The 26,638-nt window shown below is 69.4% G+C and carries 27 protein-coding genes, 1 tRNA gene and 2 pseudogenes; 10 read left to right on the forward strand and 20 right to left on the reverse strand.

Annotation, left to right across the window (positions count from 1 at the left end):
• Positions 1 to 67: 67 nt before the first annotated feature.
• Positions 68 to 2,059 carry a sodium:solute symporter family protein gene (locus HHL28_RS01135; RefSeq protein WP_075770928.1) on the reverse strand — a complete coding sequence of 664 codons (1,992 nt, stop codon included), beginning with the start codon at positions 2,057 to 2,059 and terminating at the stop codon, positions 68 to 70.
• Between the two features lie 10 nt (positions 2,060 to 2,069).
• Entirely contained in the window at positions 2,070 to 2,339 is a 270-nt protein-coding gene (locus HHL28_RS01140; RefSeq protein ID WP_404326206.1) for a DUF4212 domain-containing protein, read from the reverse strand.
• A gap of 358 nt (positions 2,340 to 2,697) precedes the next feature.
• Here HHL28_RS01140 and HHL28_RS01145 point away from each other — a divergent pair, with 358 nt between their 5' ends.
• Positions 2,698 to 3,192, forward strand: a complete 495-nt coding sequence (locus tag HHL28_RS01145; protein ID WP_075770930.1) for a hypothetical protein — start codon at positions 2,698 to 2,700, stop codon at positions 3,190 to 3,192.
• A gap of 70 nt (positions 3,193 to 3,262) precedes the next feature.
• A tRNA-Ile gene (locus HHL28_RS01150) sits at positions 3,263 to 3,338 on the forward strand.
• 10 nt (positions 3,339 to 3,348) lie between these two features.
• On the opposite strand, the gene HHL28_RS01155 is transcribed toward HHL28_RS01150, so the two are convergent.
• Positions 3,349 to 3,798 (reverse strand): YaiI/YqxD family protein, encoded by a 450-nt coding sequence (locus HHL28_RS01155; protein ID WP_075770992.1) that lies wholly within the window; start codon positions 3,796 to 3,798, stop codon positions 3,349 to 3,351.
• A gap of 163 nt (positions 3,799 to 3,961) precedes the next feature.
• On the opposite strand from HHL28_RS01155, the pseudogene arr reads away from it, so the two are divergent.
• A pseudogene (gene arr / locus HHL28_RS01160) lies at positions 3,962 to 4,374 on the forward strand (NAD(+)--rifampin ADP-ribosyltransferase).
• A gap of 55 nt (positions 4,375 to 4,429) precedes the next feature.
• Here arr and HHL28_RS01165 read toward each other — a convergent pair.
• The 5 genes from HHL28_RS01165 to HHL28_RS01185 all read right to left on the reverse strand — a co-directional run bounded on the left by HHL28_RS01165 (position 4,430) and on the right by HHL28_RS01185 (position 7,729).
• Positions 4,430 to 4,921, reverse strand: coding sequence for a GNAT family N-acetyltransferase (locus HHL28_RS01165; protein ID WP_083699071.1), 492 nt, complete (start codon positions 4,919 to 4,921; stop codon positions 4,430 to 4,432).
• 6 nt (positions 4,922 to 4,927) lie between these two features.
• On the reverse strand, positions 4,928 to 6,052 hold the full coding sequence (gene leuB / locus HHL28_RS01170) for a 3-isopropylmalate dehydrogenase (RefSeq protein ID WP_169654544.1): 1,125 nt from the start codon (positions 6,050 to 6,052) through the stop codon (positions 4,928 to 4,930).
• A gap of 125 nt (positions 6,053 to 6,177) precedes the next feature.
• Entirely contained in the window at positions 6,178 to 6,792 is a 615-nt protein-coding gene (leuD, locus tag HHL28_RS01175) for a 3-isopropylmalate dehydratase small subunit (protein ID WP_075770933.1), read from the reverse strand.
• 128 nt (positions 6,793 to 6,920) lie between these two features.
• On the reverse strand, positions 6,921 to 7,175 hold the full coding sequence (locus tag HHL28_RS01180; RefSeq protein ID WP_169654547.1) for a type 2 periplasmic-binding domain-containing protein: 255 nt from the start codon (positions 7,173 to 7,175) through the stop codon (positions 6,921 to 6,923).
• The gene (locus HHL28_RS01185) at positions 7,172 to 7,729 is read right to left on the reverse strand and encodes a substrate-binding periplasmic protein (protein ID WP_404326208.1); all 558 of its coding nucleotides are present in this window, start codon (positions 7,727 to 7,729) and stop codon (positions 7,172 to 7,174) included. The genes HHL28_RS01180 and HHL28_RS01185 overlap by 4 nt, the downstream gene beginning before the upstream one ends.
• A gap of 178 nt (positions 7,730 to 7,907) precedes the next feature.
• Between HHL28_RS01185 and zapE the strand changes: the two genes are divergently transcribed.
• A complete protein-coding gene (zapE, locus tag HHL28_RS01190; RefSeq protein ID WP_075770935.1) occupies positions 7,908 to 9,026 on the forward strand; it encodes a cell division protein ZapE in 1,119 nt (372 codons plus the stop codon).
• Between the two features lie 202 nt (positions 9,027 to 9,228).
• On the opposite strand, the gene HHL28_RS01195 is transcribed toward zapE, so the two are convergent.
• From HHL28_RS01195 to HHL28_RS01230, 8 genes are all read right to left on the reverse strand, one after another.
• A complete protein-coding gene (locus HHL28_RS01195) occupies positions 9,229 to 9,414 on the reverse strand; it encodes a hypothetical protein (protein ID WP_169654551.1) in 186 nt (61 codons plus the stop codon).
• Positions 9,381 to 10,625, reverse strand: a complete 1,245-nt coding sequence (locus HHL28_RS01200; RefSeq protein WP_169654553.1) for a tetratricopeptide repeat protein — start codon at positions 10,623 to 10,625, stop codon at positions 9,381 to 9,383. Before HHL28_RS01200 ends, HHL28_RS01195 begins: the two co-directional genes overlap by 34 nt.
• 67 nt (positions 10,626 to 10,692) lie before the next feature.
• Positions 10,693 to 11,466, reverse strand: coding sequence for a substrate-binding periplasmic protein (locus HHL28_RS01205; RefSeq protein ID WP_075770936.1), 774 nt, complete (start codon positions 11,464 to 11,466; stop codon positions 10,693 to 10,695).
• Between the two features lie 138 nt (positions 11,467 to 11,604).
• Complete coding sequence (locus HHL28_RS01210) at positions 11,605 to 12,579, reverse strand: tripartite tricarboxylate transporter substrate binding protein BugD (RefSeq protein ID WP_075770937.1); 975 nt, start codon at positions 12,577 to 12,579, stop codon at positions 11,605 to 11,607.
• A gap of 48 nt (positions 12,580 to 12,627) precedes the next feature.
• Complete coding sequence (locus HHL28_RS01215) at positions 12,628 to 14,133, reverse strand: tripartite tricarboxylate transporter permease (protein WP_075770938.1); 1,506 nt, start codon at positions 14,131 to 14,133, stop codon at positions 12,628 to 12,630.
• Between the two features lie 6 nt (positions 14,134 to 14,139).
• On the reverse strand, positions 14,140 to 14,595 hold the full coding sequence (locus tag HHL28_RS01220) for a tripartite tricarboxylate transporter TctB family protein (RefSeq protein WP_075770939.1): 456 nt from the start codon (positions 14,593 to 14,595) through the stop codon (positions 14,140 to 14,142).
• 185 nt (positions 14,596 to 14,780) lie between these two features.
• Positions 14,781 to 14,999 carry a hypothetical protein gene (locus tag HHL28_RS01225; protein ID WP_169654555.1) on the reverse strand — a complete coding sequence of 73 codons (219 nt, stop codon included), beginning with the start codon at positions 14,997 to 14,999 and terminating at the stop codon, positions 14,781 to 14,783.
• A complete protein-coding gene (locus tag HHL28_RS01230; protein WP_169654557.1) occupies positions 14,996 to 15,763 on the reverse strand; it encodes a VOC family protein in 768 nt (255 codons plus the stop codon). The genes HHL28_RS01225 and HHL28_RS01230 overlap by 4 nt, the downstream gene beginning before the upstream one ends.
• A 157-nt stretch (positions 15,764 to 15,920) precedes the next feature.
• Between HHL28_RS01230 and HHL28_RS01235 the strand changes: the two genes are divergently transcribed.
• Positions 15,921 to 17,114, forward strand: a complete 1,194-nt coding sequence (locus HHL28_RS01235; RefSeq protein ID WP_075770942.1) for a DUF2336 domain-containing protein — start codon at positions 15,921 to 15,923, stop codon at positions 17,112 to 17,114.
• A 34-nt stretch (positions 17,115 to 17,148) separates the two neighbouring features.
• Here HHL28_RS01235 and HHL28_RS01240 read toward each other — a convergent pair whose 3' ends face one another.
• Positions 17,149 to 17,610 (reverse strand): hypothetical protein, encoded by a 462-nt coding sequence (locus HHL28_RS01240; RefSeq protein WP_075770943.1) that lies wholly within the window; start codon positions 17,608 to 17,610, stop codon positions 17,149 to 17,151.
• A 312-nt stretch (positions 17,611 to 17,922) separates the two neighbouring features.
• Between HHL28_RS01240 and mdh the strand changes: the two genes are divergently transcribed.
• The 4 genes from mdh to HHL28_RS01260 all read left to right on the forward strand — a co-directional run bounded on the left by mdh (position 17,923) and on the right by HHL28_RS01260 (position 22,240).
• Positions 17,923 to 18,888 (forward strand): malate dehydrogenase, encoded by a 966-nt coding sequence (gene mdh / locus HHL28_RS01245; RefSeq protein ID WP_075770944.1) that lies wholly within the window; start codon positions 17,923 to 17,925, stop codon positions 18,886 to 18,888.
• A 381-nt stretch (positions 18,889 to 19,269) separates the two neighbouring features.
• Positions 19,270 to 20,466, forward strand: a complete 1,197-nt coding sequence (gene sucC, locus HHL28_RS01250) for an ADP-forming succinate--CoA ligase subunit beta (RefSeq protein WP_075770945.1) — start codon at positions 19,270 to 19,272, stop codon at positions 20,464 to 20,466.
• A 1-nt stretch (position 20,467) separates the two neighbouring features.
• Complete coding sequence (sucD, locus tag HHL28_RS01255; protein ID WP_075770946.1) at positions 20,468 to 21,343, forward strand: succinate--CoA ligase subunit alpha; 876 nt, start codon at positions 20,468 to 20,470, stop codon at positions 21,341 to 21,343.
• 207 nt (positions 21,344 to 21,550) lie between these two features.
• Positions 21,551 to 22,240 (forward strand): MOSC domain-containing protein, encoded by a 690-nt coding sequence (locus HHL28_RS01260; RefSeq protein ID WP_075770947.1) that lies wholly within the window; start codon positions 21,551 to 21,553, stop codon positions 22,238 to 22,240.
• Between the two features lie 86 nt (positions 22,241 to 22,326).
• Here the strand turns inward: HHL28_RS01260 and HHL28_RS01265 are convergent, their stop codons facing one another.
• Positions 22,327 to 23,184, reverse strand: a complete 858-nt coding sequence (locus tag HHL28_RS01265) for a DUF4440 domain-containing protein (protein ID WP_075770948.1) — start codon at positions 23,182 to 23,184, stop codon at positions 22,327 to 22,329.
• 359 nt (positions 23,185 to 23,543) lie between these two features.
• Here HHL28_RS01265 and HHL28_RS01270 point away from each other — a divergent pair, with 359 nt between their 5' ends.
• Positions 23,544 to 25,337 (forward strand): potassium/proton antiporter, encoded by a 1,794-nt coding sequence (locus HHL28_RS01270; protein ID WP_075770949.1) that lies wholly within the window; start codon positions 23,544 to 23,546, stop codon positions 25,335 to 25,337.
• A gap of 201 nt (positions 25,338 to 25,538) precedes the next feature.
• Here the strand turns inward: HHL28_RS01270 and HHL28_RS01275 are convergent.
• Positions 25,539 to 26,132: pseudogene (locus tag HHL28_RS01275) on the reverse strand (enoyl-CoA hydratase/isomerase family protein); the annotation flags it as partial.
• A gap of 104 nt (positions 26,133 to 26,236) precedes the next feature.
• The gene (locus HHL28_RS01280) at positions 26,237 to 26,563 is read right to left on the reverse strand and encodes a hypothetical protein (protein WP_169654559.1); all 327 of its coding nucleotides are present in this window, start codon (positions 26,561 to 26,563) and stop codon (positions 26,237 to 26,239) included.
• Positions 26,564 to 26,638 lie beyond the last annotated feature (75 nt).

Below are 26,638 nucleotides of genomic sequence, written 5' to 3' on the forward strand. Positions count from 1 at the left end.
GCTCGGTTCCGGCAAAAAAAGGGCCTGCCGGTCAGGGCAGGCCCGCGTCAGTCATGTGTTCAAGGGATCAATCCACCGCGGACTTGGCATCGACCAGCTTCACCGCGCCCTTGGGGATGCGGATGCTGTCGATGAAGTCCTGCATGGCCTGGGACGGCTTGGTGGTGAACTGGCTCACCACATACATCACCAGGAACGAGATCGGCAGGCCGAAGATCGCGCCGGAGATGTTGTTGATGCCGCACAGGCGGGCGACGAAGCGGCCACGCTGCATGCCGCCGTCGGCCCAGAGCAGGCCGCCGGACAGGGTATGCATGATGCCGTCCCGGATCTCCGCCGGGGCGGCGATCTTGGCGACCTCATAGGCCTTGGCGATGGCCGCGGCGCTGCCGAAGGTCTCCACGAAGCCGATGCCGCCCCACTCTGACCACACCAGATAGCCTGTCGTGACCAGGTAACCCACGGCCATGCCCCAGATGGCGCCGGCATTGGTCGTGCCCTTGTACCAGACACCCATCACCAAGGCCGCGAACAGGCCGCCCGCGGCGATGGAGAAGGCCCAGGCCACCAGGAACAGGATGTCGGCCCCCGCACTTGCCGCGAACCACGCCGACAGCACCGCGATGGCCAGCAGCAGGACGCGGGACACGAGCATGCGGCGCTCGGTCGGGGCCTGCGGGTCGATCATGCGGTAGTAGACGTCGTGGGACAGGGCGTTGGCGATGGCCAGCAGCAGGCCGTCGGCGGTGGACAGCGCCGCCGCCAGGCCGCCCGCCGCCACTAGGCCGGCGATGACGTACGGCATGCCGGCGATCTCCGGCGTGGCCAGCACGATGGCGTCGTTGTTGATGCGGAACTCCGCGAGCTGAAGGATGCCGTCGGCATTGCCCTTCACGCCCGCGCACATCTTGAACAGCTCCGCCGCGTTGGCCGCGTCGCAGGCACCCACCAGCCCGATGGCCCCCCAGGTCTGCACCCATTGGGGCAGGGCGGAGATGGGCTGGTTCAGGACGTGCTGGTAGACCTCCAGCTTGGCGAAGGCCGCGTAGGCCGGCGCCGTGAAGTACAGCAGGAAGATGAAGAACAGCGACCAGGCCACGGACTGCCGCGCCTCACGCACACTGGGCGTGGTGAAGTAGCGCATCAGGATGTGCGGCAGGGACGCCGTGCCGACCATCAGGCAGAAGGTCAGCGCGAAGAAGTTGACGGCCGAGTTCATGTTGAACTGGCCATTGGCCCCCACGAAGGCCGCCGTGTGGGCCTGGGCGATGCCCAGCTGTTGCTCCAGGACGGCGATCTGTTCCAGCGCCTGCCCGTACATGATCTGCGGCAGCGGGACGCCGGTCAGTTCAACCGACATCATGACGGCCGGGATCAGGTAGGCGATGATCAGGATGATGTACTGCGCCACCTGGGTCCAGGTGACGGCGCGCATGCCGCCCATCAGCGAGCAGACCAGGATGCCCAGCAGGCCGACGAAGCAGGCGACCTCGAAGGACAGGCCCAGGAACCGTTGGGTGATGGTGCCCACGCCCACGATCTGGGCCGTGACATACACGAAGCTGGCGGTGACCAGCACGGCCACGCCGATCAGCCGGGCCGTGTTGCCGCCATAGCGGGCGCCCAGGAAATCGGGGATGGTGTACTGGCCGAACTTGCGCAGGTACGGCGCCAGCAGGATGGCCACCAGCATGTAGCCGCCGGTCCAGCCCAGGATGAAGGCGAGGCCGCCATAACCCAGGGTGTAGAGGGAGCCGGCCATGCCGATGAAGCTGGCCGCGGACATCCAGTCGGACCCGGTGGCCATGCCGTTGTAGATGGCGGGCACCCTTCGCCCCGCCACGTAATATTCGGACAGTTGTTGGGTGCGGCTGATGATGCCGATGAAGGCATAGACACCGATCGTCAGGAAGACGAACAGGTAGCCGATGATCTTGTCCGGCACGCCCATCTGCTCCAGGATCGCCAGGATGATGACGAAGCCTGCGAAGCCGCCGGTGTAGTAGCCGTAGATCCTGCCCAGGTTGCTGAGGAAATCCGAAGACTGTTGTTGGGCCATGGTGTCCTCCTCAGTCCTCGGCCACGCCGAATTCCTCGTCGATGGCGTTCTGCTTCCGGGCGAACCAGAAGAGCGTCACGACGAAGATGATCAGCGAGCCCTGCGCCGCCATGTAGAAGCCGAGCGGGAAGCCCAGGATCTTGATGGTGTTCAGGGACGGGGCGAACAGATGGATGAAAAGGCTCGAGAAGAACCAGATGGCGAAGACGGTCCACATGAGCGTGGATGTCTTCTTCCAATAGGCTTTCGCCTTCTCGGGCGTGATGGTCGTGTCCGACACTAAAGCCTCCCTCACTGCCACGATTTGGGGTTTTGAACAGCGCCTGGTCCGGGGCTGAAAGCTCTGCCCGGAAAAGTAGACCTGATCCCCTATTGCGCCCCGTTGGCCGGGACGTCATGCTTTCGCCCAATACAAAGGCGTAGCGGCTTGATAGGTTTGACTTCTGTAACATCGACCGAAGTTCGTGGCAACATATCCGTATAGAAGCGGAAGTCACACAAGGGATGGGGACATGGGGCTGCTGACTTGGTTTGGTATTCGCAGTCGCAAAAAACTGGATACCCTCAGCAGTGTTGGGGTCTTCCTCTCTTCCCAGGCGGCTTATGCTGCACAGCGGTCGACGACCACTTATTGTGAAGTGAAGGCTGGTGTTAACCGCAACAAGCTGTTCTCCGAGCCCGCCTTCCTGGAGGAGCTGGGCCGCTGCCGGTGGGAGGCGTTCGCCGCCGTGCTGGCCGACGCCATCCTGATCACGGAGACCAAGCTGCGCCCCTTGTCCGGGGACCCCGCCGGTGTCACCCGCCTGGGAAACCGGCTGGGGCGGCTTTATGGGGAGCGCCTGGCGGCGGAGCAGCGGCCCGCCCACCGCCCCGACGGCTGGGACGACCTGACCGGCACTTTCCTGGCCCGGCTGGCCGAGGCCCAGGCCAACCCGCCGAAGCCGCCGCATGAGATCGCGAACCATTCGGTGCGGGTGGTGATGGACACCCTGCCCATCCATGCCGAGCACCGCCGCCACGACCGGGAAGCCATCTCCGGCGGCGTGAAGTTCTACATCCTGGCCCTGCACGAGGCCCTGGAGAAGGAGCTGGATGCCCAGGCGGTCATGGCCGACCTCGCCGCGGGCGGGTAGGACATATCGCTTCCACCCGCGCTGGACCGTTGCAAGCCGCGGGCGTTTTGGGGCAGAGTGCGCCCCGCGTGGGCCTGTAGCTCAACGGTTAGAGCCGGCCGCTCATAACGGTCTGGTTGCAGGTTCGAATCCTGCCGGGCCCACCATCCCCCTGGTTCACCGTCCCCGCTTCGCCTCGTTCACGGCCTTGTCCAGCTCCTGCAGGTAGCGGGATTTGTCCTGCTTGCTCATGGGCGGGCCGCCGCCCTGGACGACGCCCATGTCGCGCAAATCCTGCATCAGGGCGCGGGCGGCCAGGGCGCTGCCGATGTTGGCCTGGGTGAAGGGGCGCCCGTTGGTGCCGATGACCTTGCTGCCCTTGTCCAGGCAGCGCTTGGCCAGCTGGATGTCGGCGGTCACGACGATGTCGCCGGGGCTGGTATGCTCCGCGATCCAGTTGTCCGCCGCGTCGAACCCGTCGGAGACGACGACGAGCTGCACCTTGCCCTCTGCGGGCACGCGCAAGGGGCCGTTGGAGACCAGGTAGACCTGAAGGCCGTAGCGCAGCGCCACCCGGAAGGTCTCTTCCTTCACCGGGCAGGCATCGGCGTCGATGTAGATGTCCAGCATGGCGGCAGGGATAGGGCAGGCGAGGCCCCGGCGCAAGGGCCGGATACCGTCGGCCGTCCTTGCCATGCTCATCTTCTACCCTGGGCGGGGGCTTGCGGCAAGCCCCCGGCCCTGGTCTAGAAACACTGTCCCGTCACACCTTAGCGAAGGGACAGATGCCATGCGCGCCAGCGAGATTTCCTATCCCACGCCGTTCTTCCACGGCACCAAAGCCGAGCTGCGGCCCGGCGACCTGATCGTGGCCGGTCGCCCCTCCAACTATGGCAAGCGCAACCCCGCCTCCTGGGTCTACATGGCGGCCGCGCTGGATGCCGCCATCTGGGGGGCGGAGCTGGCGGTGGGCGAGGGGCCGGGACGCATCTACCTGGTGGAACCCACCGGCCCCATCGAGGACGATCCCAACCTCACCGACAAGAAGTTCCCCGGCAACCCGACGCGGTCCTACCGCTCCGCGAGCCGCTGCGGGTGGTGGCGGAGGTCACGGGATGGCAGGGGCACCCGCCCGAACGGTTGCAGGAGATGCGTGCCGCCCTGGAACGGCTGAGGGCCCAGGGGGTCGAGGCCATCGACTGACGCCTTTTCCACCCCCGCGCCCACGGCTTCCCCGCCGTGGGCGTCTGGGGACGTGTCACCCCGTCAGCCGGTCGAAATCCTCCCCCGCCACGGCCATCAGGTCCACCGGTTCCGATTCGGCGCCCAGGGAACGGTAGAAGAGTTGGGCGCGGACATTGTCCCGGCGCACGTGCCAGGCCACCCAGCCGCCCCCTTCCTCCTTGGCGATGCGGGCCACGGCGGCCAGCAGGGCCCGGCCCACGCCGCGGCGGCGGGACAGGGGCTCCACATACAGGTCTTCCAGCACCACCCCGCCCTGGGCGGTCTGGCTGTCATAGCCGCGGGTCAGCAGCGCGATGCCCGCGGGCCGGCCGCCCAGCTCCGCAATCAAGGGCTCGAAAAGTCGCTTGGGCCCGAACCCCTGGCGGCGCCAGGCAGCGGCGGTCAGCAGCGGTCGGTCCAGCCCGTGTTCCCCCGCCAGGGATGCCAGCAGGGCGGCGGCTACCTCCGCATCCTCGGGCCGCCCCGGCCGCACGGCCGGGGCGTCAGCGGGCGGCGGGGCGGCCACGGGGCCTCAGCCGGCGGTCAGCTTGTCCATCTCCCGCAGGATGGTGTCGGCCATCACGGAGGTGGAGCACTTGGCCATCCCGGGCTGCATGATATCGCCGGTGCGCATGCCGGTGTTCAGCACGTTCTGCACTGCCTGCTCCAGCAGCGTGGCTTCCTCATGCAGGCCGAAGGACCAGCGCAGGGCCATGCCGAAGCTCAGCAGCATGGCGATGGGGTTGGCGATGTCGCGGCCGGCGATGTCCGGGGCGGAGCCGTGCACCGGCTCATACAGGGCCTTGCGCTTGCCGTTGGCGTCGGGCGCGCCCAGCGAGGCGCTGGGCAGCATGCCGATGGAGCCCGTCAGCATGGCCGCCTCGTCCGACAGCATGTCGCCGAAAAGGTTGTCGGTGACGATCACGTCGAACTGCTTGGGGTTGCGGACCAGCTGCATGGCGCAGGCGTCGGCCAGCATGTGGCTCAGCTCCACGTCCGGGTACTCGGCCTTGTGGACCGCCGTCACCTCCTGCCGCCAGAGCAGGCCGGACTCCATGACGTTGGACTTCTCGGTGGAGCAGACCTTGTTGCCGCGGCCGCGGGCCAGCTCGAAGGCGATGCGGGCCACGCGGCGGATCTCGTCCGTCGTGTAGACCTGGGTGTTGATGCCGCGGCGCTGGCCGTTGCCAAGGTCCTCGATGCCGCGCGGCTCCCCGAAATATACCCCGCCGGTCAGCTCGCGGACGATCATGATGTCCAGGCCGCGCACCACCTCCGGCTTCAGGGTGCTGGCGTCCACCAGCGCGTCGAACACCACGGCCGGGCGCAGGTTGGCGAACAGGTCCATTTCCTTGCGCAGGCGCAGCAGCCCGGCCTCCGGTCGCTTCTCGAAGGTCAGCCCGTCCCACTTCGGGCCGCCCACCGCGGCCAGCAGCACCGCGTCCGCCGCGTGGGCCTTGGCCATCACCGCGTCGGTCAGCGGCACGCCGTGGGCGTCGATGGAGGCGCCGCCCACCAGGGCCTCCTCCACCTTGAACTCCAGGCCCCGCTTCTTCGCCAGCCAGTCGATCACCCGGCGCACCTGGCGCATCACCTCGGGGCCGATGCCGTCACCGGGCAGCAGGAGCAAGGAATAGGGTTGGGAGGCGCTGGCCATCAGATCATTCCCGTTCGTTCTGTCTCGCGCCCCGCAGCCGGGCGCCCCGCGTCCATGTAAACCAGCCCCCGGCTCCTTGGCAAAAGCCCAAGGGGCGCTGGGTCAATCCGCCGTCCCCCGGCCGGTCAGGAGGCCCAGAGCCAAGGCTGGCCCAGCTTCTGCCGCGACTCGTAATCGTCGATGGCCGGGGCGTCCCGCAGGGTCAGGCCGATGTCGTCCCAGCCGTTCAGCAGGCACTGGCGGCGGAACGGCTCCACCTCGAAGGGGATGCGCTCCCCGTCCGGGGTCTGGATGGCCTGGCTCTCCAGATCCACGGTGAAGGTGGCGTTGGCGCCGTTGTCGGCGGCGGCCATCAGCCGGTCCACCACCTCCTTGGGCAGGACGATGGGCAGGATGCCGTTCTTGAAGCAGTTGTTGAAGAAGATGTCGGCGAAGCTGGGGGCGATCACACAGCGGATGCCGCTGTCCAGCAGGGCCCAGGGCGCATGCTCACGCGACGAGCCGCAGCCGAAATTCTCCCCCGCCACCAGGATCTTGGCGTCACGATAGGCGGGCTGGTTAAGCACGAAGTCCGGCTTCTCGCTGCCATCCTCGTTGAAGCGCAGGGCGGCGAACAGCCCGGCGCCCAGGCCGGTGCGCTTGATGGTCTTCAGGTACCGGGCCGGGATGATCATGTCCGTGTCGACGTTCATCAGGCGCAGCGGCGCCGCGACCCCGGTCAGTTGGGTGAACTTGTCCATAAGCAGATCCCGGTCATAAGGCGGTTCGGGTGGTTTTGTGCCATGTGCGTGCTTTGCGGCGCAACATAGGAACGCCGCTGGGCTGCCTTGCGCAAGACAAGGACCCGCGCCGGGCAAGGCCGCACCAGCTATTCCAGCCCTTCGGCCCGGGCCAGCCGGGCGCTGGTGCCGTCGGCCTCCATGGCCGAAAGCGCCGCGTCGAAGCGGGCCACCAGCTCCGCCGCCACGCTGGCACGGCTGAACAGCATGTGGGCCGTGTTGCCCTCCAGCCGCACGGGGTGGATGTCCACCGCGTCGTCCAGGCCCAGGCGCGGCATCAGGCGGCGCGCCACCTCATACCCGTCGACATAGCCATCCAGCCGCCCGCGTGCCAGCATGGTCAAGGCGCTCTCGCTGTTGGGGACGCCCACGATCCGCCCGGCCACCCGCGGGTCCCCACGAAGCGGTCGATCTCCTCGCTGTGGCGGGCCCCGGCGATGACGCCCAGGCGGAAACCCTGTCCCGCCAGGTCGGCCAACCGTGTCGCGGGGAAGCGGTCGGCCTCCCCCTTGCGCACCAGCAGGACGTTCAGCCCGCTGCGCAAGGGGCGGGAGAAGCGGCCCATGGCCTGGCGCTCCGCCGTCACCCCAAGTCCGGCGACGGCGTCGATCAAGCCCTCCTGCACCAACACCAGGCTGCGCCTGCGCGGAACCTGCTCCCAGGTCACGGAACATCCGGCCCGGCGGGCGGCCTCCGTCACCAGGGCGTGGTCGATGCCGCGCATCCGGCCGTCCTCGTCCAAGTAATGGTAGGGTTCCCAGGGCCACCAGGCGAAGCGTAGGGCGCAGTCGGCCGCCTCGGCCGGCAGCACGGCGAGCAGCAGCAGGGCGAACGCCAGCGCGACGCCCTGGGCCGGGTTCCGGGATGCTCTCAATGGTTTTCGGGCCGAACCGATCATGCCCGGACCATGCCCCGAAAGGGGTATTCGCCAGGGATAAAGGTGTTGAACCCTATGTTCGTGTGCAAAACCCCCTTGCCGTTGCGCCGCCGACACGGCAGCCGCGCCGCGGCCCGCCTTGCCCCGGCGGGGCCTGTCGGCTAGGAAAGGGACCCCTCCGTCCGGACTTGCCCCCGCCATGACCGAAGGCCCGCTCGCCCTCTACCGCGCCCGCCGGGGCACCGGCACGCTGAAGGCCGACCCGGCGCAGGAACTGGCGGCCGAGAAGCTGCAAAGCCTGTGGCACGCCCTGCTGGACTACCGCCCCGCCACGGGCCAGACCGGCTGGCGCGCCCGCTTCGGCCTGGCCCGCCGGCCCGACCCCGCCCCCCAGGGGCTGTACGTCTATGGCGACGTGGGCCGCGGCAAGTCCATGATCATGGACCTGTTCTATGAGACGGCGCCGGTGGAGAAGAAACGCCGGGTCCATTTCCACGCCTTCATGCTGGAGGTACACCAGCGGCTGCACGACCTCCGCCAGTCCGGCGACGCCAAGCCGGGGGAAGAGCTGCCCACCCTGGCCAAGGCCCTGGCGGGGGAGGCCTGGCTGCTCTGCTTCGACGAGTTCCATGTGGTGAACATCGCCGACGCCATGATCCTGGGCCGCCTGTTCACCGCCCTGTTCGAGCAGGGCGTGGTGGTGGTGGCCACCAGCAACTGGGCGCCGGATGACCTCTACAAGGACGGGCTGAACCGGCAGCTCTTCCTGCCCTTCATCGCCTTGTTGAAGGAAAAGCTGGACGTGCTGCACCTGGCCGGGGCGCGCGACTACCGCTTGGCCCGGCTGATGGGGGCCAAGGTCTACCACTACCCGCTGGGGCCCCAGTCCGCTGCCGCCTTGGCCCTGGCCTTCGCCGAGCTGACCGGCGACCATCCGGCCAAGCCCTGCCACCTCACCGTGTCAGGCCGCCGGGTAGAGGTGCCCAAGGCCGCCCGGGGTGTCGCCTGGTTCAATTTCCAGGACCTCTGCGCCAAGCCGCTGGGCGCCGGCGACTACCTCTCCATCGCCACCCACTTCCACACGGTGCTGGTGGAGGGGGTGCCGCGGCTGAAGGCCGACCAGCGGAACGAGGCCAAGCGCTTCATGACCCTGGTGGACGCCCTGTACGAGCACAAGGTGAAGCTCATCCTCTCCGCCGACGCCGCCCCCGACCGCCTCTACGCCGAGGGCCAGCACGCTTTCGAGTTCCAACGCACCGTCAGCCGCCTGATGGAGATGCAGTCGGAGACGTACCTGGGGGCGGAGCATTTGACCTGATACCCGCCGCCGTTGATCGTGACGGATTAACGGCCCCTCAGGCGCCCCCGGCTCGGGGGGCCGGGGCAGGCTCGCGCCGCCATCCGGCGGCTTGGCTCACGCGGGCCCATACTTTGTTTGAGGGGGCCCGCGGGCCGGCAGTCGCCGGCCTCCAAGCGCATGAGTCAGAAACTCAGGCGCTTGGTGTAAGGCGCCGGACGCCTCACGGCTGCAACACCAGGCTGCTCCGGTCATGCCCGGCGAGGATGCGCACCGGCTGGCCGGCGGTCACGGGCAGGGGCTTCTCGAAGGTGTGCAGGATCTGCTTCCAGCCGCCGGTCTTGCCCGGCGGGTTCTCATAGGTCGCCCCGAACCCTAGATCGATCCGCAGCCATTGCAGGATGCCCACCGCCTCCCCGTCCGCCGCGGCGCGGAATTCCACCGGGGCCAGGGTCGGGGGTGGTGGGGGTGGGTCAGGTCCAGGGACAGCAGGGTCACCACGGGGGACAGGGCCTGCCAGGCCAGCCCGTCCACGATCAGCCGCGGCGCCGACAGTTTCTGGTAGGCGGACAGGTCGAAGCCGCAGGCGCTGCCGACGAGGCTCTGCCGCGCCAGATCCTCACCCCCGACAAGACACCCCACCGCCGCCACCGCCCGGGGCAGGATGGTGGCGCCCGGTTTCAGCAGCCTGGCGTGCGCGTCCTCGAAGGTGGGCAGGATGCCCTCGGTCAGCAGGTCGCTGCTGATGATCTCCGACACCAGGATGTCCGCCGGGACGGGCAGGTCGGTGCCCACCGCCATCTGTTGGGACAGCTTCTCCACCAGCCGCACACGCTTGCCCAGCGGGTTGGCGGCCAGCACTTCCCGCGCCGCGGCGGCCACCATGGGCTCGCCTTCGCAGGCCACCACCGTGCCGGCACCGCCCCGGGCCGCCATCAGGGACAGCAGGCCGCTGCCCGCCCCGATGTCCAGCACCACGGCATCCTGCCCGTGGGCCGCGACGGCGGCGCGGATGGCGGTGTCGAACGCCTCGTTCCGGGCCGTGTCGTTCACCATCGGCACGTGCCAGAAGGGCACCTTGGCGGACACGCAGCGCCGGGCCAAGTGGGCGAAGACGGGTGCCTCCGGCCAGCGCCGGGCGGCGTCCAGGCAAAGGGCGTGGGCCTCCCCATGGCGACCGCGGTCGAACAGCAGCATGGCCAGGTCGGCGGTGGGGGCCGGGCTTTCCGGCAGGGCCGCGGCGGCGGCGCGCAATCGCGCCTCGGCCTCCTCCGGCCGGCCAAGATGGGCCAGCGCCCGGCCGGACTCCAGCAGGGCCACCGGGTGCTTGGGCGACAGTGCCAGCAGCGCGTTCCAGTCGGCCATGGCATCGCCATGCCGCCCCGCCTGCCAAGCCATGTTGGCCGTGATGGGCAGCAGGTCGGTGACCCGATAGCCCTTCCCCACGATGGCGCGGTACAGCCGCTCCGCCCCGCCCAGGTCGCCCTTCTCATGCAGCCCCATGGCCTGCGCCAGAAGCGACCGGCACAGGGACTGGTCCGCCTCCTCCAGGACGCTGTCCAGGCGGAAGGGTTCGGCATCGCCGGATGTCCCGGTTTTCGGATATTCGCCTTCTGCCATCAGGTGCGCGGCCCCCGGTCAATCCTTCCTGCCATAGCAGAAAAACCGGGCCGGGGGCAAAGCACCCCTACTTCTTCCAATCCTTCAGCCCGTACGCCTTCAAGATCTCCGCCAGCTTGCCGGATTTGCGAAGCTCCTCCACGCCCGTCTCCAGCATCGCCAGCAATTCCTGCGCCTTGGGGTGCTTGGGCGACAGGGCGACATAGACGGGGGCGCCCTCGCTGGCGACGGACAGGTCGAACAGGTTGCCCATGCCGATCAGGTTGATGCTGTACTCCAGCACCGCGTCGCCCTCGATGATCACGTCCAGCTTGCGCTCGGCCAGTTGGGTGATCAGGTCCTTGGTGGCGGTGTCGCCGGAAACCAGGGTGATGGCCGGCGTGCCCTTGTTGGCGGCGATATAGGCGTCGATCCGGTCGTCGTAGGTATAGTCCTGGATGGCGCCGAAGCGCTTGCCCTTCAGGCTGTCCGGGCCGGCATACTTGAACCCGCTGCCCTTGGCCGTGGCGAAGGCATAGGTGGTGTAGCCCTCGCTGTCCCTGGTCAGCAGCAGGTCCGGCGCGTCCTTCCTGGCGGCGCCCAGCACGCCGGTGATCTCCCCCTTGCGGGCCGCCTCGATGGCGTCCTGGTAGGGCATCAGCTCATAGGTGACCGTGTAGCCCTTGGGCTCGTACACCGCCCGCAGGATGTCCAACAGGTACCCCTCCGGCTTCTTGCCGGGCGTGCAGTTGTAGGGGCACCAGAAATCAGCCTTGAAGGTCAGCGTCTCCGCGGCCTTGGCGGCGGCAGGGCCAAGGGCCAGGGCGGCCCCCAGGATTACGGCGATGATGGACCCGCGCATGTGAACCTCCCCCCGGATGGTCAACCTGAGGGGGAGGGTAACCCGAAAGTGCCGCGGGCGACAGGCCCCCGGAACGGCACCGCCCGCCCCGGGGGTGACCGGGGCGGGCGGCAGTCGGGTTGCCTGGATGGGGCGGGATCAGTCCGCGTACACCCCGGCCGCGGTGATCACCGGCTTCCAGCGGTCGATCTCCGCCTTCACGAAGTCGCCCAGAACCTTCGGCGTGGCGCGCTCCTGGGCCACGGGCTCGGTGCCCAGCTCGCCGAAGCGGGCCTTCACCGTCTCATCCTTCAGCGCGGTCTGCAGCGCCTTGGACAGCTTGTCCACCACCGGGGCCGGGGTGCCCTTGGGCGCGTACAGCCCGTGCCACACAGCCACCTGCACGGCGGGCAGGCCGGCGTCCTTGGTGGTGGGCAGGTCCGGCAGGGACGGGACCTTGGTGGGCGTGGTCACGGCATAGGCCTTGATGGCCCCGCCCTTGATCTGGCCCGTGGTGTTGGTGGTCTGGTCGCACATCAGGTCCACCTGGCCGCCCACCAGGTCGTTCATGGCGGGGCCCGTGCCCTTGTACGGCACGGTGGTCAGCTGGGTGCCGATGGCCTGCATGAACAGCATGCCGCACAGGTGGGAGGCCGCGCCCACGCCGGCGTTGGCCAGGGTCACCTTGTCGGCGTTCTTCTTCACGTACTCCACCAGCTCCTTCAGGTCCTTCGCGGGGAAGTCCTTCTTGGCGACGATGGTCATGGGCACGTCGGTGACCAGGCCCACCGGAGCGAAGTCGTTGGCCGGGTCATAGGGCAGCTTGCGGTACAGGGTGGCGCTGGTGGCCTGGCCGATATGGTGCAGCAGCAGCGTGTAGCCGTCCGGGTCGGCCTTGGCCACGCGGGCGGCGCCCAGCGTGCCGCCGGCGCCGCCGACATTCTCCACCACGATCTGCTGGCCCAGGCTCTGGCTCATGCTCTGGGCCACCAGCCGGGCCACCGTGTCGGTCGGGCCGCCCGCGGCGAAGGGCACCACCATGGTGATGGGCCGGGTCGGATAGTCCTGGGCCGTGGCCGTGGCGGAGACGCCGACGGCCAGCAGCGCCGCGGCGGCAAGGGTCTTGAAGCGCATGGGTCCTCCCTGGGGATTCGGTTTCTGGTTGGGGAACAGGCGAACGGGTCACTCTTCCTCGTGGAAGACTTCCTCCCGCCGCTTGCGGATGGAGGGCAGCAGCACGAGGGCCAGCAGCCCCGCCGCCACCAGCAGCAGCACCAGGCTGATGGGGCGGGTGACGAAGATGGTGGGGTCGCCGCGGGCGATCAGCATGGCCCGGCGCAGGTTCTCCTCCAGCAGCGGGCCCAGCACGAAGGCCAGCAGCAGGGGTGCCGGCTCGAAATGGTGCTTCATCAGGAAATAGCCCACGACGCCGAAGATGGCGACCAGCACCACGTCGAAATAGCTGCTGTTGATGCTGTACACGCCGATGCAGCAGAACAGCAGGATGGCCGGGTACAGCAACCGGTAGGGCACCTTCAGCAGCCGCACCCAGATGCCCACCAGCGGCAGGTTGATGATGACCAGCATGGCGTTGCCGATCCACATGCTGGCGATCATGCCCCAGAACAGGGTCGGGTTCTCCGTCATGACCGTGGGGCCGGGGACGATGCCCTGGATGGTCATGGCGCCGACCATCATGGCCATCACGGCGTTGGGCGGGATGCCCAGGGTCAGCAGGGGGATGAAGCTGGTCTGGGCGCCGGCGTTGTTGGCGCTCTCCGGCCCGGCCACGCCCTCGATGGCGCCCTTGCCGAAGCGGCTGCGGTCCTTGGCCAGCTTCTTTTCCAGCGTATAGCTGGCATAGGGCGCCAGCACCGCCCCGTTACCCGGCAGGATGCCCAGGATGCTGCCGATGCCCGTGCCGCGCAGCACGGCGGGGAAGCACTGCTTGATGTCGTGCCAAGTGGGCATCAGCCCGTGGATATGGCCGGGAAGGACCGTCCGTTCCTCATGCTTTTCCAGGTTCCGCAGGATCTCCGCCACGCCGAACAGGCCCACGGCCAGGGTGGTGAAGTTGATGCCCTCGGCGATCTGCGGGATGCCGAAGGTCAGGCGCGGCTCCCCCGACTCCAGGTCGGACCCCACGGTGCCCAGCAGCAGGCCCAGCAGGATCATGGACACGGCCTTCACCACCGACCCGCTGGCCAGCACGGTGGCGCCCACCAGGCCCAGCAGCATCAGGCTGAAATACTCCGCCGGCCCGAACTTCTGCGCAAGGGCGGCCAGCAGCGGCCCGAACAGGGCGATCATGAACGTGGCCACAGTCCCGGCGAAGAAGCTGCCCAGGGCCGCGATGGCCAGGGCCGGCCCGGCGCGGCCCTGCTTGGCCATCTGGTGGCCGTCCAGGGTGGTGACCACGCTGGACGTCTCCCCCGGCATGTTCACCAGGATGGCCGTGGTGCTGCCGCCATACTGGGCGCCGTAATAGATGCCCGCCAGCATGATCAGGGCGCCCAGCGGGTCCAGGTAGAAGGTGATGGGCAGCAGGATGGCGATGGTGGCGATGGGCCCCAGCCCCGGCAGCACGCCGATCAGGGTCCCCACCAGGGCGCCGATGAAGCACAGGCCCAGGTTCAGCGGCGTGAACGCGGCGCCGAAGCCCATGGCCAGGTTGGAAAAGACATCCATGGGCGGTCAGAACCTCGGCCAGACGGCGAAGGGCAGGCCCAGCGCCACCTTGAACAGCAGGACGGTGAACAGGACCAGGGCGCCGCCGAAGATGATGGTCTCCCGCCAGCGCAGGTCCGGGGCGGCGAAGGAGGCGACCAGCACGATCCCCGCCCCCGACAGCACCAGTCCCAGCGGCCGTATGGCGAAGGCGAACAGCACGATGGCGCCGATGACGGGGATGATGTGCCGCCAGCCCCAGCGGTCCAGCGGCGGCCCGTCATGGACCAACCCGCGGCCGGCGATGAACAGGCCGAACAGCCCCACCAGCCAGGACAGCACGGTGGGGAAATAGCCCGGCCCCATGCGCATGGCCGTGCCCATCTTCAGCTCACCCAGCTGGGACCAGGCCACCGCGGCCACCACCACCAGGGCAAGCCCGCCCACCACGTCCTGGGGGCTGCGGATGCGGGGGCTAGCCATGGGCGGGCCTGGGGGAACCAAGACACCCCGTCACGCGCACGCTCCCCATCGGCCGTCCTCCCCTGCGCGGTCGGGGCTTCATGCCCCTACTTTGGAGGGTAAACTATCCCGTACGGCAGGAGGGCGCAAGAAGCCAAGCAATCCAAGGGCTTGCGCTGCACTGCGGTATAGGGAGGCCCACCCTGCTACTGGCTCCACATCACCCGACCGATGTCATATCTGACTTGGATGCCGCCGACGCTGGTTTCCCTGATGTCCAGGGACGCGACCGTGCCGATCGACACCAGCAATGTCCCATCCCCGTCCCAAGAAATGCTGGGATCGGCTTCTCCCGCACTGACGAAAGAATAGGCCGGGCCGTACTCGACCAGGGTGACGGGCTCTTGCCCCGGCGCTACGATCATGATGGCGACCCGATGGGACGTGCCCAACTGCCCGCACAGCCGATCCACCTTGACGATCCGGGTGCCGTCATGGGGCTCGCCGACCATTTCCTCGATTGTCTCGCACGACGAAGGCCAACCCCAAAAGGCCGCGAGGTACAGGGACCAGCCAAGCCCGACAGCGACGACCAAGCCGGCCAGGGCGAACCCTTTCCCAACCCAGGACAATCCTCTCCACTGCGCCACGGCCATGAGGAGCCGCCCCTGACCTCGTCATCCCCAGGCCCACAGGAAGCCATGCCGCCGCGCAGGGCACAAGCCACGGAAGGCGATGTTTGGCGACAAAGCCCGGAATGGTGGCTGCCGGCGCCGGGGCCGGCGGCCTCAGTCCCCGTGAACTCCGTACCCGACTCCACGAAGGCCAGCCGGTTGCCGAACGGGTCACGGCAATAGAAGCTGCGCTCGCCCCAGGGCCGGTCCTCGATCCGGCCGGGCACGCCATGGTCCTCCGACACGGCCAGGTCGAAGGCGGCACCCGCCGCATCCGCCCTTGCCAGGAAAGCCTCCAGATCATGGACCGCCAGGTAGACATGGTCGGGCAGGGGCCCGGGGAAGCCGCCGTCCCCCTCGGCCTGCGCGTCCAGGCAGGCCAGGATGGACCGGCCCACGTCGAAATAATGCCGGCCGGGGGACACCCGGCGCCCCGGCTGGCCCAGCACCTGGGCATAGAAGCGGGTGGCGGCGTCGATGTCGGTGACGGGCAGCGTCAGGCGGAACAGGCGCATCTCCGGCCTCCCCGGTCTGTGGTCCACGGCCCCTAACATAGTGCCAACCGACCCGGTCTCCCACGGGGCGTCTCGTCACTCCCCGCCCGTGACCTATGGCATCCGGGTGGGTGCGCGCCGGTTGAAAGGGGGATGCCCCCTGGGCGATGCTGCGCGGATGAGCGATCTGCTGCCCTACGAACAGGCCAAGGCCCTGGCCGCGCACCCGGACCCGTCGGTGCGCGGCTGGCTGGCCACGCGCCCCGACGTGCAGCCGGAACTGCTGTTCTTCCTGGCCGAGGACCCGGACGTGGGCGTGCGCCGGGCCATCGCCGGCAACGATGCGACCCCGGTCCAGGCCGCCCGCCGCCTGTCCCGCGACGCGGACGCCGACGTGCGGCGCCTGCTGGGGGCCAAGTTGGCGCGGGCCCTGCCGCACCTCACGGGGGCGGAACTCGCCAGTCTGCGCGACCTGGCCCACCAGGTGCTGAACGACCTGGCCGCCGACCAGGTGGTGCGGGTGCGGGCGGCCCTGGCCAGCACCCTGGCCGACGTGGAGGTGGCGCCGCCCCGGCTGGTGGCCCGCCTGGCCCGCGACGTCTCCCGCGAGGTGGCGGAGCCGGTGCTGCGCACCTGCGTCACCCTGACGGATGAGGAATTGCTGTCCATCATCGCCAGCCAACCCCTGCCCTGGGTGCTGGAGGCCATCGCCCGCCGCCCCACGGTCAGCCAGCAGGTGGCGGACAGGCTGGAGGCCACCGGCGACCCGGACGCCCTGGCCGCCCTGCACGCCAACCCCGGCGCCCCGCACTCGCCGGGCACCGGCACCGCCCTGGTGGAGGTGATCCCGCCCCCGCCCGTCAGGTCGGGCCTGCCCGCCACCCTGACCGGCCGCATCGCCGAGGTGGTGGGCAGCGGCATCCGGGACGAGCTGGCGGCGGAGGGCTTCGACCGGGAGGCGCGCGACACCGTGGTGGCCGTCACCGGCCGCCGGCTTGACTGGGCCCGCGGCTATGCCGACCGGGAACCGCCGGAAAAGCGCGCCCTGCGCCTGATGGAGGAGGGGACGCTGGACGAGGAGGCGGTATGGGACGCCCTGTCCTGGGGCGACATGACCTTCACCCGGGCCGCCCTGGCGCTGAAGGCCCGCATCCCCCTGCCGGTGGTCCAGCGCATCCTGGACACCCAGGGCCCCAAGGCCATCACGGCGCTCGCCTGGAAGGCCGGCCTGTCCATGCGCTGCGCCCGCGCCCTCCAAGCCAAGGCGGGCGTCCCGCCGCGCAAGCTGCTGAACGCCCGCCACGGCACCGACTATCCCCTGGGCGAGGTGGAGATGCTGTGGCAACTGGAGCTGTTCGGGATCAGCGGCTGATCCCCCCTTTCCCTGGGGAAGGGGGGAAGAATGCTTACGGCCGCGGCGTCCCGTTCAGGGCACCGGCCCCGGCGCGCTCCCGGGTCTGGGCCGGGTCGCTCAGGCGGGATTCAGGCTCCCCCGGCAGGCCGGGGCGGGCAGGGGGCGGGCCGGACTGGGTGTCGCCGATCCGGCTCACCGGGCGCAGGCCGGGCCCGCTGCCGTCGAACCGGACCAGCACCGGCGGGTTGGCCAGATAGGCCTCGCACTGGCGGTACAGCTCCAGCTTGTCCTCCGGCCACTCGTCATAGCTGGTGAAGGGCCGGAAGATGAAGGGGATGGCCTGCACGTCGGGCGGGATGGCGATGTCCAGGAAGTTGAAGTTCACCTCGCAGGCATTGGCCGGGGTGGTGGCATAGGTGGCGCTGGTGGGCGCCTGGGACAGGGCCGGGCCCGCCCCGGCGGCCAGGGCGAGCAGGGCGGGTGCGGCGCATCGGCGCAGACGGGGTAGCGGCATGGCAGCCTCGGCATGCAGGCAGGGGGAAGGCGGGCCCCGCGTGCGGACGCACGGCGCGGGACGGTAAGGCAACCCGCCCCGGCAACGCTTGTTCCACAAGGGTTTGGCCGGCAGCGCCGCATCCCCGGCCGGTGCCGCCCGGACGCCCCGGCCCCTAACCCCAAGTCTTCTTGCGGGGGCTGCGGAATCAGGCTAGAGCACCCCCGGCCCCGGTAACGCGCCGTCCTCCGGTACAGGCGCCGCCGCGGCCCCGAACAAGGCAGGCCCCAAGGCCTCCCGCACGCGAACCTGAGCTAACCGAGGACGCATCCCATGGCACGCAAGAAGATCGCACTGGTCGGCGCCGGCCAGATCGGCGGCACCCTGGCCCTGCTGGCCGGCCAGAAGGAGCTGGGCGACATCGTCCTGCTGGACATTCCCGACGCCGAGGGCGTTGCCAAGGGCAAGGCGCTGGACATCGCCGAGCTGTCCCCGGTGGAGGGCTTCGACGCCGGCTACAGCGGCACCAGCAACTATGCCGACATCGCCGGCGCCGACGTGGTGATCGTCACCGCCGGCGTGCCCCGCAAGCCGGGCATGAGCCGTGACGACCTGGTCGGCATCAACGCCAAGGTGATCAAGGCCGTCGGCGCCGGCATAAAGGCGCACGCCCCCAACGCCTTCGTCATCGTCATCACCAACCCGCTGGACGCCATGGTCGGCCTGATGCAGGAGGTGACGGGCCTGCCGCCGGAGAAGGTGGTCGGCATGGCCGGCGTGCTGGACAGCGCCCGCTTCCGCTGGTTCCTGGCGGAGGAGTTCAAGGTGTCCGTGGAGGACGTGACCGCCTTCGTGCTGGGTGGCCACGGCGACACCATGGTGCCGTCCGTCCGCTACTCCACCGTCGCCGGCATCCCCCTGCCGGACCTGGTGAAGATGGGCTGGACCAGCCAGGAGAAGCTGGACAAGATCGTCCAGCGCACCCGCGACGGCGGGGCGGAGATCGTCGGCCTGCTGAAGACCGGCTCCGCCTTCTACGCCCCCGCTGCCTCCGCCATCGCCATGGCCGAGAGCTACCTGAAGGACAAGAAGCGCGTCCTGCCCTGCGCCGCCAAGCTGACCGGCCAGTACGGCGTGGACGGCCTCTACATCGGCGTGCCCGTGATCATCGGGGCCGCCGGCGTGGAGAAGATCGTCGAGATCGAGCTGAACGACGACGAGAAGGCCATGTTCGCCAAGTCCGTGGACGCGGTGAAGCAGCTGGTCGACATCACCAAGAAGGTCGCCGGCGAGGGCTGATCCCCCTCCGGTCGCCGAAGCCTGACACAGCCCCCGCGCCGGGTGACCGGCGCGGGGGTTTTTGTTTTGCGCGCCGGGTCCTGTCCGTCGGTGCCCTGGTAACACGCCACGCGCGACTACCAGTCTCGCTGCGCGCGCGCTTCGTTTTCCGCACCGCCCGTATCGCCCCGCGACAGAACCTATCCTTGTCCCGCGGAATCGTGTGGCGAAAGCTTCGCTGCCATGCAGCAGGGCGCGACCAATGGCCGGTTGAACCCTTCTTCCGCGGTGCTAAAGTGCGGCCCGCGTGGGGGACCTGCCCCTCGCGTGCGGCTTGGTCCGCGCGGTCCTGCCCGCGCGCCGGGCCGGACCGTCTCCCATCCAGAGCAAGACGGCGGACCGATGAACATCCATGAGTACCAGGCCAAGGGCCTGCTGAAGAAATACGGCGTCGCGGTTCCCCGCGGCGGCGTCGCCTACACGCCCGAGGAGGCCCGCAAGGTGGCCGAGGAGCTGGGCGGCCCCGTCTGGGTGGTGAAGTCGCAGATCCACGCCGGTGGCCGCGGCGCCGGCCGCTTCAAGGAAGACCCCAACGGCAAGGGCGGCGTCCGCGTCGTCAAGTCCGTGGATGACGTCGTCGCCAATGCCGGGGCCATGCTGGGCAAGGTGCTGGTCACCAAGCAGACCGGGCCGGAGGGCAAGGAGGTCAACCGCCTGTACGTGGAGGAGGGGGCCGACATCAAGCGCGAGCTGTACCTCTCCATGCTGCTGGACCGCGCCACGTCCCGCGTCACCATCGTCGCCTCCACCGAGGGCGGCATGGAGATCGAGGAGGTGGCCCACAACACCCCTGAGAAGATCGTGAAGGTCGCCATCGACCCGGTCGAGGGGCTGCAGGGCTACCACGCCCGCAAGGTCGCCTTCGCCCTGGGCCTGGAAGGCAAGCAGGTCGGTGCCGCCGCCAAGTTCCTCACCGCCATGTACAAGGCCTTCGTGGACCTGGACATGAGCCTGGTGGAGATCAACCCGCTGGTCGTCACCGGCTCGGGTGAGGTGATCGCCCTCGACGCCAAGATGAACTTCGACGACAACGCGCTCTACAAGCACCCCGAGGTGGAAGAGCTGCGCGACGAGTCGGAGGAGGAGGCCAGCGAGACCGAGGCCACCAAGCACGGCCTGAACTACGTCAAGCTGGACGGCAACATCGGCTGCATGGTCAACGGCGCCGGCCTGGCCATGGCCACCATGGACATCATCAAGCTGTACGGCGGTGAGCCGGCCAACTTCCTGGACGTGGGCGGCGGGGCGACGAAGGAGCGGGTGACCACCGCCTTCAAGCTGATCCTCTCCGACCCCAACGTCGAGGGCATCCTGGTCAACATCTTCGGCGGCATCATGCGCTGCGACGTGATCGCGGAGGGCGTGGTCGCCGCGGCCCGCGAGGTCAGCCTGCACGTGCCCCTGGTGGTCCGCCTGGAAGGCACCAACGTCGACCTCGGCAAGAAGATCCTGGCCGAATCCGGCCTGCCCATCCTGTCGGCCGACAACCTCGCCGACGCCGCCGAGAAGATCGTGAAGTCCGTGAAGGAGGCCGCGTAACATGGCCGTTCTCGTCAACAAGGACACCAAGGTCATCTGCCAGGGCTTCACCGGCGCCCAGGGGACCTTCCACTCCGAGCAGGCCATCGCCTACGGCACCAAGATGGTCGGCGGCGTCACCCCCGGCAAAGGCGGCACCAAGCACCTGGACTTGCCCGTGTTCGACACGGTGGCCCAGGCGGTGGACGCCACCGGCGCCAACGCCAGCGTGATCTACGTCCCGCCCCCGTTCGCGGCCGACGCGATCCTGGAAGCCATCGACGCCAAGATCCCCCTGGTGGTCTGCATCACCGAGGGCATCCCCGTCCTGGACATGGTGAAGGTGAAGCGGGCGCTCGCTGGTTCCGGCACCCGCCTGATCGGGCCGAACTGCCCGGGCGTCATCACCCCGGACGAGTGCAAGATCGGCATCATGCCGGGCCACATCCACAAGCGGGGCAAGATCGGCATCGTCAGCCGCTCCGGCACCCTGACCTATGAGGCGGTGGCCCAGACCACCGCCGCCGGCCTGGGGCAGAGCACCTGCATCGGCATCGGCGGCGACCCGGTCAACGGCACCAACTTCGTGGACGCGCTGGAGCTGTTCGCCAACGACCCGGAGACCGAAGGCATCATCATGATCGGTGAGATCGGTGGTGACGCGGAGGTTAAGGGCGCGGAGTACATCAAGAACAGCGGCCTGACCAAGCCCGTCGTCGGCTTCATCGCCGGCCGCACGGCCCCCCCGGGCCGCCGCATGGGCCACGCGGGTGCGGTGATCTCCGGCGGCAACGACACGGCGGAGTTCAAGCTGGCCGCCATGAAGGAAGCCGGCATCCACATCAGCGAAAGCCCCGCCAGCCTCGGCAGCACCATGCTGAAGGCCCTGAAGGGCTGACGCCCGCGCCGTCCGACCTGCGGCCCCCGTAGGTCGGATTAGTGCAGCGTAATCCGACAGCCCCGGCCCCAATGCCGGGGCAAGCCGGACAGAACAAGACGAAAGCCGCCCGGGTGCGAACCCGGGCGGCTTTTTCTTCGCCCATCTGGCCGGTGCCGCCCTGCTCTGGCATGGTGTGGCGTGAGGAACTTACCCTGGAGATCCCCCATGCTGATCGATGCCGTCCTCGTGGGCACCCCGCAACCGTTGGGACCCAAGGGCGTGCCCAGCAGCATCGCGGCGCGGGAACCTATGACGGGGCCCGTGCCGGTGGGGGAGCTGGGCCTGATGGGCGACCAGGTGGGGGACCCCAAGGTGCATGGCGGGCCGGAGAAGGCGGTCCACCTCTACCCAAGCGACCACTACGCCGCCTGGGCCGCGGAACAGCCGGCCATGGCCCCGCTGCTGGGAGCGCCCGGCGCGTTCGGGGAGAACCTGTCCGTCGCCGGGGTGACGGAGGGCGATGTCTGCCTGGGCGACGTGGTGCGCGTCGGCACGGCCCTGCTCCAGGTCTGCCAGACGCGCCAGCCCTGCTGGAAGCTGGGCGCCCGGTTCGGCATCCCGGAGCTGCCCCGCCTGTTCCAGCGCACCGGGCGCACCGGCTGGTACTACCGGGTGCTGGAGCCCGGCGCCCTGTCCGCCGGGGAGCGGCTGGAGCCGGTGGAGCGCCCCAACCCCGCCTGGCCCCTGTCCCGGGTCATCGCCACCCTGTATGACCGCACCCTGGACACGACCGCCCTGGCCGACCTCGCCGCCTGCGCCGGCATCAGCGCCAACCTGAAGGCCCTGACCCTCCGCCGGATCGAGACCAGTGCCGTGGAGGACTGGAGCCGCCGGCTGGACGGGGTGGGGGCGTAGGTCGGATTAGAGGCGAAGCCTCGTAATCCGACGGCACCAAACACGCTCACGATGTCGGAATACGGCGTGTGCGCGCCTGTTCCGACCTACGATTTGGCCGGCGGGACCGGCAGCAGCTCGTCGAACACCAGCTTCCACCCCTGCGTCCGGTTCTGCCAGATGCGGACATAGTGGCCCCGGTGGGGTTGGCCGTCCTTGCCGGTCCAGGCGGCGCTGCCATAGGTGAAGGCCAGGTCACCGGCGGACGAGGCCTTCCCACCCAGCGCGGCAAAGCTCAGGGCCGGCGCCCGGCGGGACAGTTCGGCGGTGACAGCCTCCGGCGTCGTGGCCGGCTGCTCCGGCGATCCCATCACCCGCGCGTCGGGGGCAAGGTGGGCAAGGTAGGCGGCCCTGGCATCGCTCGCGGCCTGCGCGGCCAGGGCGCTCTCCAGGGCCGTCACCTGCTTCATGGCCGCCTCTGCCGAGCCCGCGGCGGCCGTGGCGGGGGGCAGGCTGGCGGGTTCCGTGTCCGGGCCCAGGGGCGACTTATCCTTGTTCCGCGGGCCGCCGTCATAGACCCACTTCCAGGACCCGTCCGGCTGCCTGACCCAGACGGTGAAGAAATGGCCGAAGCCTTTGTCGCCGATGGCGAAGGGTCCCATGGTGAAGCCCATGTCGCCGGACCGCGCCATGCCCGCCCAGACCGGCCACCAGGTCAGCGGCACCGGGTCCTTGCCCTCCGGCAGCTTGGCCAGGTTCGCTTGCGCGTTCACCGGTTCCGGGCTGAAGGTGATGCCGTCCGGGGCGGCGTTGCGCTTGAACGCCGCCACCCAGCCCAGCTCCAGGCCCTGGGCTGCGAAGGCCCGCTCCGCCGCCACCACGGGGGCAGTGTCGTTGGCGAGGGTCGGGGCGGTGACAAGGGCTAGCATCAGGGACAGGCCGGCAACGGAAAGTGTCCTGGGCATGGGGCGGGAACTCGCAAAAGGGTCGGTCGCCAGACCCTACCCCCGGCCCAGCGCCCCGGAACCCATGGCCCCGACCCTGCAAGCAATTCCCCGCGCACGGGCCGGGGACCAGCAACGAAGGGGACGCCCGATGCGGATGGCGGCGGCGCTGGTGGACAAGGCACAAGGCATGAATCTCGGCGGGCTGACCATCGATCTGCGCGGCGGCAAGAAACAGCGGCCTGTTCCGCCCGCGCAGACTGTGGCGCGACAGCAAGACTCGCCCCCGTTTCGTGTCCGATACGCCACAATTGTGGCACCTTCACCGTCTCTCCTGTGGGAGAGTAAGGAAGGGCACCGGCTGGAAGGGGGAGGGGGGCGTGGAACTTGTCAACCACATCATCCTGCTCGCCGGCCTGTTGCTGCTGCTGGCCATCTTCGCGGGACAGGTGTCGTCGCGCATCGGCGCCCCGGTGCTGCTGGTGTTCCTGGCGCTGGGCATGCTGGCGGGGGAGGATGGCTATGGCATCTTCTTCAATGACTACCAGCTCGCCTACCTGATCGGCAGCCTGGCCCTGGCCGTCATCCTGTTCGACGGCGGCCTGCGCACCAGGGCCGAGACTTTCAAGCTGGCCCGCTGGCCGGCCCTCAGCCTCGCCACGGTGGGGGTGGTGGTCACGGCGGGGGTCACGGGCCTCGCCGCCGCCCTCGCCCTGGACCTCGGCTGGCGGGAGGGGCTGCTGGTCGGCGCCATCGTGGCGTCCACCGACGCGGCGGCGGTGTTCTTCCTGCTGCACCTGCGCGGCCTGGGCCTGCGCGCCCGGGTCAGCGCCACGCTGGAGGTGGAATCCGGCCTTAACGACCCCATGGCCGTGTTGCTGACGGTGGTGGCCATCACCCTGGTCACGGCACCCGGCCCTATCTCCGGCTGGCACCTGGCCCTGGAGTTCGTGCTGGAGATGGGCGGCGGTGCGGCGCTGGGCGTCATCGCCGGTTTCGCCCTGGTGGGGCTGGTCAACCGGCTTGAGCTGGCCGACGGCCTCTATCCCATCCTGGCCCTGTCGGCGGCCCTGTTCGTCTATGGCTTGGCCCAGGCCCTGGGCACGTCGGGCTTCATGGCCGTGTACCTGGCCGGCTTCATCCTGGGCAACAAGCGGCACAAGGCGGACCGGCTGATCCGCCGCTTCCATGACGGGCTGGCCTGGCTGGCGCAGATCACCCTGTTCGTCATGCTGGGCCTGCTGGTGACCCCGTCCAAGCTGGAGCCCTTCGCGGCAGAGGCGGTGCTGGTCGCCCTGGCCCTGGTCTTCCTGGCCCGGCCGCTGGCGGTGTTCATCAGCCTGGCGCCCCTGCGGTTCAGTTGGGGCGAGCTGTGGTTCATGTCCTGGGTGGGCTTGCGCGGGGCGGTGCCCATCGTGCTGGGCACCATGCCCGTGCTGGCCGGGGTGCCGGGGGCGGAGACCTATTTCGGCATCGCCTTCGTGGTGGTGCTGGTGTCCCTGGTGGTACAGGGCTGGACGGTGGGCCTCGCCGCCCGCCTGCTGGGAATGCTGGCCCCGGCGGAGCCGGAGGCACCCACACGGGCGGACTTCGACCTGGCCGGCGAGGAGGGCCGCCAACTCGCCGTCTTCACCGTCGCCCCGGACAGCGAGGCGGCGACCCGCACCCGCGGGCGCCTGCTGATCCCGGAGAACGTGCAGGTCCTGACCCTGATCCAGAACGGCTGCCCGGTCAGGCCGGAGGACGCGGCCGGCCTGCAACCCGGTGACGCGGTGCTGTGCCTGGGCGACCCGCCGGCTTTGGCGGTGATGGACCGGTTGTTCGGACGCCGCGCCGCCGGCGTGGCGCAACGGCAGGGCATCGGCGATTTCCAGCTCCAGGCCGACACCCCGGCGCGGGAGGTGGGCCTGCTCTATGGCTTCGACCCCGGCCCTGACGGGGACCTGATGCTGGGCGCATTCCTGGCCAAGCGCCTGGGCCGCACCCCCGCCCTGGGTGATCGGGCGCGGGCGGGGGAGGTGGAGCTGGTTGCCGCCCAGATGGATGGTGACCGGCTGGTCCAGGTGGGCATCGACCTGACGCCAGAGGAGGAGCGCGGCTGGTCCCGGGTCAAGACCCGCCTCGCCGGCTTTCGCCGCCGCCCGAAACAGGCGCCACTTGAGGCGGCGGAGTAAGCGCTGACCCTCAGGAATACGGGAACCGTGGCGGCCGCTTCTCCCCGAAGGCCCGCAGCCCCTCCTGGAAATCCTCACCCTCCACCGCGTCCAGGAACTCGGCCACCGTCCCGGCGTGTCGGACACCTGCCCGGCCAGTACGTGGGCCACCATCCGCTTGGTCGCCCGGGCCGTGTACTGGGAGGTGGCGGCCACCTGGGCGGCATAGTCCAGCACCGCCTGCTCCAGCTCCACCGCCGGCACCACCCGGTTCACCAGCCGCAGGGACAGCGCTTCCGCCGCGTCCACCAGCCGGCCGGTGAACAGCAGGTCCTTGGCCACCGCCGGCCCCACCGCCTGGACCAAACGCTTCGTGTCCCCCAGCGGATAGACCAGCCCCAACTTGGCCGGGGTGATGCCCAGCCGGGCCGTATCGGCGGCGAAGCGCAGGTCGCAGGCCAGCGCCAGCCCCATCCCGCCGCCCACGCAAGCCCCCTCGATCAGGGCGATGCTGGGCTTGGCAAAGTCCGCCAGCCCGTCCATGGCCGCGGCGATGTCGGCGGCATAGCGGGCCGTGGAGTCCCGCGTGGCATAGGCCGTCCCGAACTCCGCGATGTCCGCCCCGGCGGCAAAGCAGCCGCCCGCCCCGCGCACCCCCAGCACCTTGATGCCCGGGTCCGCCGCCGCCCGCGCAAGCAGGGGCGGGATCGCCTGCCACATGGCCTGGTCCAGGGCATTGCGCTTCCCCGGCCGGTTCAGCACCAGCCAGGCCAAGCCGTCGGCGGCGGGGGAGAGATAAACGGGGTCGGTGGTCATGGGCAGGTCCGAGCAGGGTCATTCAGCCGACAGATACCGTCCGGTTGCCATCGGCGCCGGATTAGGGCCCCGCCCCCCGTCCGCTCGTCAAGTCCCGCTGGGGTTCACCGGTTGATCATGTAGCGCGCCAGGAACCGGGCCACGGTCTGCCTTGTGGCGTCGGGCAGGGCGTCGAAGTTGATCTTGGCCGTGTCCTTGCCCACGCTGGCCACGGTGCCGCTGCCTTTCAGGCGCAGGTTTTCCTTGGGGTCCTTCAGGGCCAGGTCGAAGCTGACCTTCTGGCCCACCGCCAGCTTGGCCTTGCCGCTGACGGTCACGCTGTTCACGCCAAGGTTGGCGACGGACAATTGCTTGCCATCGATCAGCAGGTGCGCCGTGTACTTCGACACCGCCACCTTCTCGACGACGGTGACCTTCAAGAAATCCAGCATGCCCATGAGCGGGCCCCCCGTCGCCTGTTTCCCACAAAAGTATGTTAATTCTATCGATCGGGGAAGATGTCGATT

The organism is Aerophototrophica crusticola, from assembly GCF_012913305.1.
Lineage (GTDB): Bacteria > Pseudomonadota > Alphaproteobacteria > Azospirillales > Azospirillaceae > Niveispirillum > Niveispirillum crusticola.

Coding starts and splice junctions, on each gene's coding strand:
- HHL28_RS01135 (WP_075770928.1), bottom strand. CDS start 2,059: ATGGCCCAACAACAGTCTTCGGATTTCCTCAGCAACCTGGGCAGGATC.
- leuB (WP_169654544.1), bottom strand. CDS start 6,052: ATGGCCAGCGCCTCCCAACCCTATTCCTTGCTCCTGCTGCCCGGTGAC.
- leuD (WP_075770933.1), bottom strand. CDS start 6,792: ATGGACAAGTTCACCCAACTGACCGGGGTCGCGGCGCCGCTGCGCCTG.
- HHL28_RS01185 (WP_404326208.1), bottom strand. CDS start 7,729: ATGATCGGTTCGGCCCGAAAACCATTGAGAGCATCCCGGAACCCGGCC.
- zapE (WP_075770935.1), top strand. CDS start 7,908: ATGACCGAAGGCCCGCTCGCCCTCTACCGCGCCCGCCGGGGCACCGGC.
- HHL28_RS01200 (WP_169654553.1), bottom strand. CDS start 10,625: ATGGCAGAAGGCGAATATCCGAAAACCGGGACATCCGGCGATGCCGAA.
- HHL28_RS01205 (WP_075770936.1), bottom strand. CDS start 11,466: ATGCGCGGGTCCATCATCGCCGTAATCCTGGGGGCCGCCCTGGCCCTT.
- HHL28_RS01210 (WP_075770937.1), bottom strand. CDS start 12,579: ATGCGCTTCAAGACCCTTGCCGCCGCGGCGCTGCTGGCCGTCGGCGTC.
- HHL28_RS01215 (WP_075770938.1), bottom strand. CDS start 14,133: ATGGATGTCTTTTCCAACCTGGCCATGGGCTTCGGCGCCGCGTTCACG.
- HHL28_RS01220 (WP_075770939.1), bottom strand. CDS start 14,595: ATGGCTAGCCCCCGCATCCGCAGCCCCCAGGACGTGGTGGGCGGGCTT.
- HHL28_RS01225 (WP_169654555.1), bottom strand. CDS start 14,999: ATGATCGTAGCGCCGGGGCAAGAGCCCGTCACCCTGGTCGAGTACGGC.
- HHL28_RS01230 (WP_169654557.1), bottom strand. CDS start 15,763: ATGCGCCTGTTCCGCCTGACGCTGCCCGTCACCGACATCGACGCCGCC.
- HHL28_RS01235 (WP_075770942.1), top strand. CDS start 15,921: ATGAGCGATCTGCTGCCCTACGAACAGGCCAAGGCCCTGGCCGCGCAC.
- HHL28_RS01240 (WP_075770943.1), bottom strand. CDS start 17,610: ATGCCGCTACCCCGTCTGCGCCGATGCGCCGCACCCGCCCTGCTCGCC.
- mdh (WP_075770944.1), top strand. CDS start 17,923: ATGGCACGCAAGAAGATCGCACTGGTCGGCGCCGGCCAGATCGGCGGC.
- sucC (WP_075770945.1), top strand. CDS start 19,270: ATGAACATCCATGAGTACCAGGCCAAGGGCCTGCTGAAGAAATACGGC.
- sucD (WP_075770946.1), top strand. CDS start 20,468: ATGGCCGTTCTCGTCAACAAGGACACCAAGGTCATCTGCCAGGGCTTC.
- HHL28_RS01260 (WP_075770947.1), top strand. CDS start 21,551: ATGCTGATCGATGCCGTCCTCGTGGGCACCCCGCAACCGTTGGGACCC.
- HHL28_RS01265 (WP_075770948.1), bottom strand. CDS start 23,184: ATGCCCAGGACACTTTCCGTTGCCGGCCTGTCCCTGATGCTAGCCCTT.
- HHL28_RS01280 (WP_169654559.1), bottom strand. CDS start 26,563: ATGCTGGATTTCTTGAAGGTCACCGTCGTCGAGAAGGTGGCGGTGTCG.